This is a genomic window from Candidatus Methanoperedens sp., assembly GCA_027460525.1.
Classification (GTDB): Archaea; Halobacteriota; Methanosarcinia; order Methanosarcinales; family Methanoperedenaceae; genus Methanoperedens.
Window position 1 is genome coordinate 103,540 of the sequence record JAPZAS010000003.1, and the last position, 13,927, is coordinate 117,466.

Sequence of the window (13,927 nt, forward strand, 5' to 3'; positions counted from 1 at the left end):
ATGGGGATATATAACTCTAAAAGTTCGGAGAATTATCCTTGGATGACGTAATAATAAAAATCAAAGGCATGATGTGTGGCCACTGCGAAAAAACAGTGAGTGATGCTGCACTGAGTGTAAAAGGAGTGACAAAGGCATCTTCGGATTTTAAGAAGGGTGAGGTAAAGGTTTCCTTTGACACCTCAATAACAGACCTTGAAACCATAAAGAAAGCCATTATGGCATCAAGCTATGAAGTGATCGAAGATGGGGAAGCCTGCCCGATACCGATTAAGCCTGTGATTATTATACCAGAGGCAAAAGTATCGCAAGTGGCAGGGTTGAAAAAAACCTCGATTAATATTACGGGTATGACCTGCGCCTCATGCGCCCAGAATATTGAGAAGGCATTGAACAGGATAGAGGGCGTAGTAAAAGCGTCCGTCAATTTCTCATTCGAAAAAGCAAGCATCGAGTATGACTCTGCGCTGGTGAATCGAGCAGCGTTTGAGAATGCCATCACATCTCTTGGATACGGCGTGGCTAAAAGCGAGACAATGCTTAAAATCGGGGGCATGCACTGTGCAGCATGCGCCTCCAATATCGAAAAAGCACTGTTGAAGACCAGAGGTATAACCTCAACAAGCGTGAGCTTTCCGCTTGAGCAGGCAAGGATAGTTTACGACCCGGAGATTATTGCAGTTTCAGATATAAAAAAAGTAATCCAGGGTGTGGGCTATACTGCTTCTGAAAAAATCGGAAAAGGCGATGCAGACAGGGAGCAGAGAGCCCGCGAAGAGGAAATAAAACGGCAGAAAATAAATTTTATCATCGCCCTTGTGCTTGCAATTCCCATTTCACTTGGCGACATGGGACGCAACCTTGGCTGGGGATTTGTGCCCGGATTTTTGAAAAACGATTATCTGCTTTTCATCCTTGCAACAATAGTGATGCTTTTCCCGGGGCGCCAGTTCTTTGAAGGCACGTATAAAGGCCTGAAACACGGCGTCACGGACATGAACCTCCTGATAGCCACGGGAACAGGAGCAGCCTATGTAATCAGTGTTGCAGGCACTTTCCTTGACCTCGGCGGGGCATATAAGCACACGTACTACGATACTGCTGCGCTGCTTATTATGTTCATCGTACTCGGAAGGTACCTTGAGGCGCTCACAAAAGGAAGGACATCGGAAGCAATAAGGAAGCTCATGGGGCTTGCGGCAAAGACCGCGCGCATCCTTGTTAACGGCGAGGAGAAGGAGATTCCTGTGGAGGATGTCAAGGTCCATGATATAGTCGTGGTAAGACCCGGCGAGAAAATACCTGTGGACGGCGGGGTGATAGAGGGTTTGACTGCAGTGGATGAGTCCATGATTACAGGTGAGAGCATACCTGTTGAGAAAAGCACAGGTTCAGAAGTTATCGGTGCAACCATTAACAAGACAGGCATGATAAGGTTCGAAGCTACAAAGGTGGGCAGGGACACCGCCCTTGCCCAGATAATCAAACTGGTTGAAGACGCTCAGACCCAGAAGGCGCCCATACAGAAACTCGCGGATATAGTTGCGGGACATTTTATTCTCGCAGTGCATGCGCTTGCTCTATTTACTTTCTTTTTCTGGTTCTTTATCGGATTTGAATATTTCAATGTCCCGGCCACTTTCGGTATGGCTACCTCTCCATTCCTTTTCTCGCTGCTGATATCCATCACCGTTCTCATAATCTCATGCCCGTGTGCGGTCGGTCTTGCAACGCCGACGGCTATCATGGTGGGTACAGGCAAGGGAGCCGAGAACGGCATACTGATAAAAGGCGGTGAGGCACTTGAGAGGGCGCAGAAGCTGGATACCATCGTGTTTGACAAGACAGGCACCCTTACAAAAGGCGAGCCTGAGCTTACCGATGTTATTGCTGTAAAAGGCACCGAGGACGAAGTGCTTGGGCTTGCAGCCGTTGCAGAGAAGGGTTCTGAGCATCCCCTTGCCGAGGCTATACTCAAAGGAGCAAAGGAGCGAGGCATAGAAGTTCCTGATGCAGAGGGGTTCAGGGCGATACCTGGACGCGGCGTGGAAGTGAAATACCAGGGAAAAAGAGTCCTCATAGGTACAAGAAAACTTTTGATAGAAAACGGGTTTGATATAACGTCTTTGAACGGCAGGATGGAAGAGCTTGAACATGATGGAAAGACTGTCATGCTGGTATCAAAAGGCAGCGAGCTGACAGGCATAATCGCCGTGGCTGATACGCTGAAGGAAACATCCCCGGATGCCGTACGAACCCTTCATGAGATGGGATTCACGGTTGCCATGATTACAGGTGATAATAAGAGGACGGCGAATGCTATTGCAAAACAGGTTGGGATTGACAGGGTGCTTTCAGAGGTGCTTCCGGAGGACAAGGCTATCGAGATTAAGAAACTCCAGGCAGAAGGCAGAAAGGTGGCTATGGTGGGGGACGGCATCAACGACGCCCCTGCGCTCATGCAGTCCGATGTTGGCATCGCAATAGGGAGCGGCACCGATGTTGCGATTGAGTCTGCCCAGATAGTGCTCATAAGGAACGATTTGCGGGACGTAGCCGCTGCCATACAGTTGAGCAGGCTTACGCTAAATAAGATAAAGCAGAACCTTTTCTGGGCATTCTTCTATAACTCGGTTGGTATCCCGATAGCAGCAGGTATTCTGTATCCTTTCACACACCCGCCGTTCCTGCTTAATCCCGCAATTGCAGCCGCAGCAATGGCTACAAGCTCGGTTTCTGTTACCACGAACACGCTTTTAATGAAGCGCATCAAGTTAAAGAGGTGATATTAATGGAGAAAAAGGAGGGTTACTACAGCGTGCTTGCAAGCCTTGCCACGTCGTTTGTTATTGTGCTTATATTCTATGTACTTGCAGCGGCAAAAGTACGGGAGAATCCCATGTACACGAGCGTGGATGTGTACGGTGGCATGGTGTTCGTGTTCATACTCTCGATGATAGTGTCCGCTTCGATATGGCCTGGGATTATTGAGAAAAGGTTGAAGCACATTCATTTTTGAGAGTTTCAATCCTTGTTTTAGTGGATGCACCTCGTGAATATAAATATGCTCGAAGGGATTGGTGTTAAGTATAGCTGCAGTCGCGCTTGGCCATCCGGTCAAGAAAAACAGTGTTTCTGAGAGAAAAGATATTTCGCTGCTCGTTTTCCGTGAGAAATTCCAGGCATGCTGGTGAGCAGCTTGCCGGGTTATACATCCTAATGATTCATATATGGTAATAATGATAATTATTGTTATATATATAAGGATAAATATTATATATTATAAAATTTATAAACTCGGTGTTAACGATTGAATCGGATAATACATGTCGTTAACTTAAGGAGGAATAAAATGATGGTATCACCTTATTGCGAGAAACATGACATGGCACTAAGACTCCTGACGCAATCGCATCGCGAAAGACGTCACGAAGATGATTGTGAAAGCGTCCAATGCGAGCAGGGTGCGGTTTTATTCAAAGGATGGAACTGGTATAAAGCAGATCCATCCAGGATGTGTTATGAAACAACGACATGCCCAAGCGGGTATGTTCGGGAGTATCATGGACTCTTGCAGATGTCTTTATGTGGATGAGAATATACGTTCCCCAGCTAACGCGATTGGTCTTCGTCCTATACATTCTCGCATTATTCGGAAGTTTTAAAAATTTAATACAGGGGTAAAAAGAAAACAATGAACAATATAAAAATGGCAATAGGAATGCTGGTTTTGATGAGTATCATCACCAGCAATGTAAATGCATCTTATCCAAATCCTCCATTTGTCAGATTTAATATATCTAACTACACAGAAACAGATACACAGAGTAGATTTAGTTATGATAGTGCAACAGATGGGATTAAACATAGCGGTGTTTTTACAACAGGCTCAAGGTCTCATGCAGAATTAACACAAACTATCACAATTACAAAAGCTCAACATAGAATAATATCAATTGGAGATACGGGCACACATAATGATAAAAGTGACCTTAGAATCTATATAAATGGAGTGTTATCGTGGGAAGATTATGATTCGGGGACACCAACAACAGAAAATTTATATTTCCCTGTTGGTACTTATCCATTTGAAATACAATTTTATGTTAGTGAAGATGGCATAAATGATGCTTCTGCTATCTTTAGAATTACTGATTATTCAGACCCAATTTACGTTCCCTCTAACCCTTCCGGTTATGTCTTAGATAATCAAGGACATCCAATCCCAGATGCAACAGTCGTTTATTGGGATGCTACAATCTCAATTCAAGCAATAAGTGACGCAACTGGATATTATCATATAACTGTCCCATCAGATGGGACTTTCAATTATACTGCGTCAAAAGTAAATTACAACGGAACCGTCCAATCTGATTCTTTCTCGAATAGCGGAAGTGGGCTGACTAATATTACTCTAAATTCGACAGTAGGAGCAACACCACCATCAACTTTCGCTGCATCAGGTCATGTATATTATGAGGGCGTAGATGGGAAAACCTATCCCTTGCCACATGCTTTAGTTAAAATCAATGAAACTCTATATAATTATACCAATCTTTCCGGTGCGTATTCAATTCCCAATGTACCGAATGGAGTTTACACTTTAAATGTTAGTCACGCTGATTTTACTACAGATAGCAAAACAATATCGAACGCAACGCCAATTAATGATTTTGTTTTAAAATTCTCTCAAGGGTTTAGGTTTGTGCAATTAACTGATGTACATATAGGACCTAACCCATATTTATGTGGCTGGAATAACTCAGAATCATTAGCATGCTCGTTACTATCTTCCATAACGTCTATTTATAAATTCAACGCTGTAATTGACGATGTTATATCCCATAAACCCGATTTTGTATTGATAACAGGCGATTTAGTCGAATGGAACAGTGCTTCTCAATATACTGATTTTATCACGAGCATCTCGAAATTCAAAGAAAATAATATTAAAGTATATATAGTTCCTGGGAATCATGATAGACGCGGGAAAGAGAATCCACGAAATATATTTGAAACTGCATGTCCGGAGATTCTAGGGTATGACTGTTTCAATAATCTGAATAATTATAGAAACTATATTATTAGTGATGATATTAGTGGTGTGTATAAGCATAAAGACGGTGATTATTTCGACAACAATAGTTTCCGTTTCATAGGTCTTGATTCTGGATACGATACTTCTTCACTTAGCACAGTATTGTTTGAACCAACGGGTTCTGGATTATCACCTGAACAAAGAAACTTCACAAGAGATAATATCCTGAACGGAAAAACAATTATTTTTATGCATCATCCTGCAATTGATGATACATGTTTATTTTTTTCGTGCAATGTTATCAGTGAAAACAGGGATCAATTTATTAATTTAACGTATAATAAAAAAGTGAAGCTGGTTCTCACGGGTCATACCCACAAATCTAAAATTTTTAATAAAGATGGTGACAGTTACGGCAACTGCTATGATCGTTCTGGTACGGTTAGTAACGGTAACATTATCTCCTCATGCATAATTTTAGAAAATCCATTATTTGTCCAGACAAGAAGCGCTACCAAAGATGATAACACTCCTTATGGATACCTAATTGTAGATTCAGGTATAGATAAGGATATAAAAAATAAAATAAAATTAACAGATGTAAAGATGACCGGCATAAACAGCACGCCCGTAAATTACGTCTATCTGCACTCTCCCGCCGACCTGCACATCTTTGATGAATCTGGCAGGCATACAGGGTTGAGCGCTACCGGGAATATAGAAAATAACATACCCGGCTCATATTACTTTGAAGAATACAAGCTGGGCAACATAACCTTACCTGCTTTTGCACTCTTATACAATACCAGTTTAAACTACAGCATTAAAATCGTATCAAACTTCAGCAGGGAAAATATAACTTCTAACCAATCAGTGTTCAATTTCACAATCGAGAGCAAGGCAGAAAACTCTACCACAACCATAAATTACAATAATGTTTCCATAAACAGGAATTCAATAGCCTACCTACAATTAAACATCACTCAGACAAATTATACCATGCAGATCGACCTGAACAATAAAAGCATAATTGACACCACAAAGCAGCCCGGTACAGTAAAAACTGATTATGCGCCTACAGCTATCATATTATCTCCGGCTGACGGCTCAACGTGGGATCAGGGACAACCGGTAACGTTTAACGGCAGCGGTATTGACAGAGAGGATGGAACTTTGAATAAACTGACCTGGATCTCGGACAGAGACGATGTGATTGGTCATGGAAACTTTAGTATCGCAAATCTTTCTGCCGGTGTTCACAACCTAACCCTTCTGGTCAATGATAGCGCAGGTCAGGTTAATATATCAAATGTAGTCATAACAATCAGGGATACAGAGCCTCCAGTTCTTAAAATAGAATATCCACCTGAGAACAAAATATTTAATAAGCAAAATATAATTGTAAGAGGTATAGCCTATGATGACAGCGGTATTTTAAACGTAACCGTAAACGGGTTCGAAGCAGGCCAGGAGAATTGGGATGTAATCTTATCACTGAACGAAGGTCGGAATATAATCAATGTTACGGCAATAGACAACTATGGGTTTGGTACCATAGCTAATAGAACGGTTTATTACAACGGCTCCTTAGCCAACGACACAGAACCTCCTTCGGCTATAACAAACTTAACTCATAAAACTGGTTACGACAGTTTAAACCGTGCATGGATAAACTGGACGTGGGACAATCCCAAAGATGCAGACTTTAGCTACGTAATGATATACCTGGATAGTATACTTATGGAGAACACTTCCGGGTCATATTACAATATTACAGGGCTTTCCAGCAACGCTAACTATACTATAACTATTCAAAGCGCTGACATTGTGGATAATATCAACCTTACAGATGTCAAGGATACTGCAAGAACACCTCCAACCACCAAAGCATCCCCAGAAGCAGCCATCGGGTTTGACACTACCTCGAAGGATTTCAAGGTATACAACAACGAGACTGGGATCGAGGCAAACTACGTAACCTTGCCCTCAAAGGATAAGAAAGAGGCGAACAAAGATAGCGAAAAAGGCTGGGAACTGAGGCAGTACACGCTAGAAGATCAAGCCAACAACTCCCTTGTGCTCGTTTTGAAGCATAAGAAGGAGGGGAAGGAAGCTGCGGTCGAAATCATTAGCATGCAGTACAACGATGAAGCAATTATAGCAGCGTCAAAGAACAATGTACAGGCGGACTACTCTGATGAGAAGGGTATGCTCAAAGAATTGGAGCAAAAGATTGAAGTTCAGAAGCTCTTCGATGCCGAGGCAAAGTACAACGCCAATACAAATAAAACTGAAATAACGATGAATATTGAAGGTAAAAAGCATCAGAAAGAGACCAGAGCGGGTATTGTGATATTAGAGCTATTGACTGATAAGGGCGGCTTGGAGCTAAGATACTAGCTGGAAGACATGTCGTTAACATAAAGAGGAATAAAATGATGGTATCACCTTATTGCGAGAAACATGACATGGCAATAAGACTCCTGACGCAATCGCATCGCGAAAGACGTCACGAAGATTGTGAAAGCGTCCAATGCGAGCAGGGTGCGGTTTTATTCAAAGGATGGAACTGGTATAAAGCAGATCCATTCGGGATGTGTTATGAGCATACTTGGCATTTCTGAAGATCAGAGCTTAGGCGGGGGGTATGCGTTCAGATTCGTTTACCCTGCTATTTATAATACAAATTTGAGCCAGTGGCATCCAATCTCAACAGGTTCGAGGAACTTTATATCTGACTATCTTTATGTGGGCATTGCTGCGGCACCAATGAAAGTAAGGGTCATCTTGGAAAGTACAATACATCAATCCAAAAGGAAAGGCTATATTTGAGGGATTTATGCGAGAGATCAATAGAGACGTAATATCGGTTTTTCTTTTGGCAATAGTGCTTCTGGTGCTGTTGTCGGGGCAGGCATCAGCAAATTCAGTATGGACAGAATACTATCATGATAATAAAAATACGGGACGCGGTGCAAATGCTTTTTATGTTGAACCTTCACTTGAAATAGAAGCACTGGATGTAATTAATGCCCAACCAGGAGGTAAATTCACTTTAACACCGACGATAAGAAATACTGTCGTAACCGCTGAAGGTTCAACTGTAAATGTTTCAACCAATGCCTCGGTATTTGGTAGAGATATTAATAATGATACATTTGTTGGAAACCTCTTAGGAAATGGATCGTCAAAGTCAGCAGCTTACAATATTACGGTTCCTCTAACAGTAGGCGAACATCAAATCAATATTTCTGCTAACAGAATCAACCGTGATTTAAACAAACCAAATGATAAGACTGTAATGGCATCTGCGGGCTTCCTCTCAGGCTGGAACTACAGAAAGCAAAAGACAATCAACGGCACATCCGCTGGTGCGCAGACAAATTACCAGATGAACCTCACGCTCTATAACAGCACTGGAAACGATACATCGGGTGCTGTCTATCTCGGAGGCAATACAAGGAGCGATTTTGGTGATTTAAGGTTCACAAAATCTGACGGGGTTACGCTGCTGGACTATTGGATAGAATCTTACACATCAGGAACAAATGCTACCGTTTGGATTGAGGTTGATTCAATACCTGCAAGCCCGAATAATACAAGCATCTATCTCTACTACGACAACCCTTCAGCCATAAGCGCAAGCAACGGCACAGCAACATTTCCTTTTTTTGACGATTTTAATACCAGATCAAGCATTGACACAAATAAGTGGACTGTAAATCAAGGTGACCAGTATATTTCGGGTGGGATTTTAGTCCTAGCTACGTATGACCGAACATATATCAGGTCGATACAAACATTTGGTGTAAATACATGCGTGCGTACAAGAGTGAAAATAGATACCGATGCCTATGACACTGGTGGAGATAAGGGGTATGTAGGATATGCAGATGGCACAGGCAGACCAATAGCAGATCCTTATCAGGATTATACAGTATTGGATTGGTCTACTTATGCTAATCTGGGATCTCTGATGTTCGATACGGCTGTAGATTCTTCTCATAGAGCAGAGCCAGTTTTTGGTTCTACATCGTCTAACCCTAGGACCACTTTTGTCATAGATGAACTTAGAAGACTGACAAGTACTGTTTATGTATATGAAAATGATTCTCAGCTATACGCATATTCTACTGCTGCAAATATTCCGACGAATGCTATGCCTGTTGTTATGGGCTCTGCAATTTGGTCTACATATTATGATGGTGTAGTTGGTTCAGCACAATATGACTGGATTCTTGTTCGTAATTTTGTTTCCCCTGAACCGACATGGGCATTACCAACATCAACCCAAACTTTCGCCCCCTCTGGCTACGTCTTCAACAACATGGGCGCAGGCATCTCAGGAGCTACAGTCACCATCTATAACGGTACCTATGCCAATTCAGTCCTGACAAATGGTACGGGCTATTATAGCATGACCCTGCCGGCAGATGGGACATATACTTACGTGGCAGCAAAGGACGGCTACCTTAACAGCACCCCGACAAGTCAGACATTCACGAACGGAGGAAGTACCTTAACTAACATTACTTTAGATCCATCAACTTCGATTTTGTTATATTCTGATTTCTATTCGACTGATCTTGCCAATCCAACAAATATAATGAAAGATAGCAAGGTTCATTTTTACTACAGCACAGCACCAAATGCAAATTTGAGTCTAAAAGTAGAGGGGCCTGTTCCTCAGGTTATCACAGACAAAGCGGATTACACTGGTTCAGCAGAAATCGATGTCAATTTTCCGGCTACTGGTTCGTACACGGTTTTCATTGATAAGGTCAACGACCAAACAACTCCAACTCCTCAAAAATACTTTTTCAAAGCTACTTATGACAGGTTTGACTTATCAATTGGCTTTACCCCTCAAGTTACAGTAAGTGGAGATACTGGCACTGTTGGTGGATCCATTGGGGAAAGCGCACCTCGATCAATCTCGATGAGGTACAATGGTGATGGGACTTTTACTAATCAAGACATTCTGGGCACAGACGCAGGATTAGAAACCAGCAGAGAGGTAACTGCAGTAGTAAATGTCGGTCCACCTAGCGCTGCTTTAGGACCACTAACGGTTGGTAGTGCTGATATTGGAGAGAATGTGCACATCAATGAAGGTCATGGATACGGGTTCAAAACGATATCAAATGACCTGACCAGAGCTGACTTGTATTATGGAACCGGTATCTTGGTCGTACCAGACCTTCTAAATCCCATCGAACCGGTGTATTATGAACCAATCATAGGCAACCTGCTCCAGAATCCTATTAAGCCATATGCAGAATTTAACAAGATCGGCGTGGGACTTAGCGGCGAAGGTGAAGCATATTTCGGCATGCCTTATGATAAAGTTGGAATAAAAGGTAGCGCTGGCGTTGGAATAGAAGGTTCAGATAACTTTGCCGATCAAAAAAGGGAAATTTCTTTATATTCGCCATGGGAATTTGGGAGTTCGGTTTTAGCATGGGATAATACTACTGGAGGCGAAGTCCGATCAACAGCAGTGTATAACTTTAATGGAGAATTTGACTCCTTGAAGCTCTCCAAATCAGATACCTCGACACATATAACAGGCACCCCAGAGACACTTTTCTTAGGAGGGATAGGAAAGGAAGCGGATAGCGAAACAGGCTATACAATCCCATCTTCTGAGATCTCAAAGGTTAGTGGGACAGTTACCCAGAATTTTGTTAATTCACAGACCAATATTGAAGATATAACATTATCCCCTCAAACCATGTTAGACGAGATATCCGCCAGTCCGATAAAGAGCACTTATGAAAAATCAGGGATTACAGGAGACAGTAATATCCTTGAATTACCCCTTAAAATAAAAGCCATCGCTGGCGGAGGGATAGACATAAGATTGACGACGGATCTATTGAAAGAAAAATTATACGAGAGCGGCATCACAACCGATAAGATTCCTGAAGGTTGGATAGCATACCCAATTATTGAGAACCCTCACAAAGACTATGATTTACATAACCTGTCCTACAAATATCTTTCAGTTTTGTTTGATAAAACCCAGATAGAAAATGCAATTAGTTCAAAGTTTAGGAATTTGAATATCACGGGAAAATTACTCAATGCCACCATTGTCGAGTTTTCTGAACTCCTTGGGCAGCATGACCTGCATATCCAGGTAGTTGATCAATACGGCCGAATTGTAGGATTCAATTCCACAACAAACAGTTCTTCCAATAACATACCTGGAGCTCTAATTCTGCAAAATTCCACAATAGATAACGTGACCTATAAAGAGGTAATCATTGTACCCGCTGATCTTGGCATTACGGCATTTATGGATGCAAGACAGGCAGAGAACCTAACGGAAACATACAACCTCTCGATATCACAGTTCGATAATTCGACAAATTCCTCTGCCCAAACCACCGTTGTTGGGAATATTACTCAAGGAACTCTATTGAAGTTTAAAATACACGCCTCCAATGAATCACTCCCTTCTGGATATTTGAATGCATTGCCAGGTGGTGAGAATGTTTCATCAATAAATATCCAGGCAACCTCGAACTTGTCAATAAATATTACTAACATCACAGAAGTGAATGAATCAGCACTATATGAAATTAATTATAGTATCCATCCAGAGATATTATCCGCCTCATACGAACCTTTAAATGTAAATGGTAAAAGTATCTACAAAATTGTAGTTAATGCAACAGACAGTATAGGCAGAAAACCCTTGGTATTCCTTGAGATTAATAGCAATTATGGAACTGAAACCTATTTAATGCCTTATAATCGGAGTGAAGATCTATACATTTCATATTGGATACCTAAATTTGTAGGTCTATACACCCTTCGGGTAAAAGCTTATGATAACATTAATAGTAATGGAGCAGTGCAGGATATAGGAACTTTCACCATTAAAAGGAATGTCAGCAGTGATTACTTCAGGCTGAATAAAATAACATTACCGTACAACATCACCTATTATAGAAATGGTTCAGTAATAGACGAAATCACGCCAGATGCATCCTTCGATGTCGAATTTAGGTTGGGAAATATTACTGTTCTGCTTAGTAATGTTACCGCTCCTGGAATCAGTCCAACTTCGCCTCCAGGAATATCTTTGTTTGAAAATCTCGACTTAGAAATGAACGGGACAACTTATAACTCATTAGGAAGATACGTTTACATCAATCCTGTATCATTTAAAAAGTACCTTGGACCTAATTCGAACTATGCATCTATAATGATTAAGATCCCTAAACCCAAGTATCCCTTTATTGCAACAAAGTCAAAAGAGTTATTCTACAACAAGGGATTAGGCACGACCGTCCTTCCTAATTCGAGCTACACAATCTCTGGCCATATCCTCCTCATCAATACTACCTATTCTCCATTATACGGATTTATAAGTACCTACCCGGATATCTCTATTGACCGAGTAAGAATATATGGAGAAAACAAAACTTTCGGGAACTTGACAATAAACGCTACAATTACAAACAAGGGTATGGAAAACGTAAAAGGAGTCTTTGTTGAATTTTTAGTAAACGGGATTAATATAAGTAATGGGACTATAAATCTTTCCTCAGGGTCAAGTAAACACATGGAGTTCTATTATCCGATAAGATCAAATGGAGCCGTCAATATTTCGATTGTAGCAGACCCTTTTAATGCTATTCATGAGGTTAATAAAGCAAATAATAAATATTCTACACAAATTAATGTAGCTCCTGCCCAAGAAGCTCCTGCCCCAGAAGCAGCCATCGGGTTCAACACTACCTCGAAGGATTACAAGGTTTACAACAACGAGACTGGAATCGAGGCAAACTACGTAACCTTGCCCTCAAAGGATAAGAAAGAGGCGAACAAAGATAGCGAAAAAGGCTGGGAACTGAGGCAGTACACGCTAAATCAAGCCAACAACTCCCTCGTGCTCGTTTTGAAGCATAAGAAGGAGGGAAAGGAAGCTGCGGTCGAAATCATTAGCATGCAGTACAACTACGGAGCAATTATAGCAGCGCCAAAGAACAATATACAGGCGGACTACTCTGATGAGAAGGGTGCGCTCAAAGACTTGGATCAAAAGATTGAAGTTCAGAAGCTCTTCGACGCCGAGGCAAAATACAACGCCAATATGGATAAAACGGAAATAAAGATGAATATTGAAGGTAAAAAGCCGCAGAAAGAGACCAGAGCGGGTATTGTGATATTAGAGTTATCGACTGATAAGGGTGGGCTTGAAGCTCAGATACTATAGCATGAATGAGACTGTCGGAAAAGTGCCAAAATTGAAACATCCAAAAATATTGCCGTAGCTAAACCGCTACGAATCGACCGACCAAATTTAGACTGAATCATAAGCCCTCAAAAATAGGGCTTTCCGACAGTCTCAAGACGCAAAGAAGAACTTACTAAATGTTCAATCGAGTTCGTATGAGTTCGCTGTTTAATTTAGGATGATGCGCGCCGACACAAACAGACACCCGCGCATCCCGCCCCCACCCGAATGCCGGCGCGCGGGTCGGCGCTCTTAATTCCCTGGCAACCTTTTTTATAGGTTCAAATATAATTTAATATTATGGTAGGATTCATCGATGTATCATCATTGGTTTTTGCATATATTGGTGCAATTATCATACTTTATGGAGGAGCCCTAACCATAATCAGAACCTTAAACCGGGAAATTAGAAGGTCCATAGATCTCGATTATCATGACATTCGCAGAGATTTTACACATAAGATAGTATTCGGCTTAGATTTCCTGATTGCCAGTGACATCTTAAAGACGATCGTTGCGCCTGGTCAGCAGGAGATACTCTTTCTTGGTGCAACAGTCAGCATCAGGACAGTAATGGGATACTTTTTAACTAAAGAGGCAAGCGAATTCGAGAATACTAAGAAAGAGAATTATTGAAG

The 13,927-nt window shown here is 41.6% G+C and carries 5 protein-coding genes; all 5 read left to right on the forward strand.

The window, feature by feature from the left end; all coding sequences use genetic code 11:
- The first annotated feature begins 38 nt into the window (after window positions 1-38).
- The 5 genes from O8C68_01020 (at window position 39) to O8C68_01040 (ending at window position 13,925) form a co-directional block, all read left to right on the forward strand.
- Window positions 39-2,786, forward strand: a complete 2,748-nt coding sequence (locus O8C68_01020) for a heavy metal translocating P-type ATPase (GenBank protein ID MCZ7394383.1) — start codon at window positions 39-41, stop codon at window positions 2,784-2,786.
- Window positions 2,787-2,791: 5 nt separating this feature from the next.
- Window positions 2,792-3,019 (forward strand): hypothetical protein, encoded by a 228-nt coding sequence (locus O8C68_01025; GenBank protein ID MCZ7394384.1) that lies wholly within the window; start codon window positions 2,792-2,794, stop codon window positions 3,017-3,019.
- Between the two features lie 675 nt (window positions 3,020-3,694).
- The gene (locus tag O8C68_01030; GenBank protein ID MCZ7394385.1) at window positions 3,695-7,438 is read left to right on the forward strand and encodes a metallophosphoesterase; all 3,744 of its coding nucleotides are present in this window, start codon (window positions 3,695-3,697) and stop codon (window positions 7,436-7,438) included.
- 439 nt (window positions 7,439-7,877) lie between these two features.
- The gene (locus tag O8C68_01035; GenBank protein MCZ7394386.1) at window positions 7,878-13,268 is read left to right on the forward strand and encodes a DUF2341 domain-containing protein; all 5,391 of its coding nucleotides are present in this window, start codon (window positions 7,878-7,880) and stop codon (window positions 13,266-13,268) included.
- 321 nt (window positions 13,269-13,589) lie between these two features.
- Window positions 13,590-13,925, forward strand: a complete 336-nt coding sequence (locus tag O8C68_01040; protein MCZ7394387.1) for a DUF1622 domain-containing protein — start codon at window positions 13,590-13,592, stop codon at window positions 13,923-13,925.
- Window positions 13,926-13,927 lie beyond the last annotated feature (2 nt).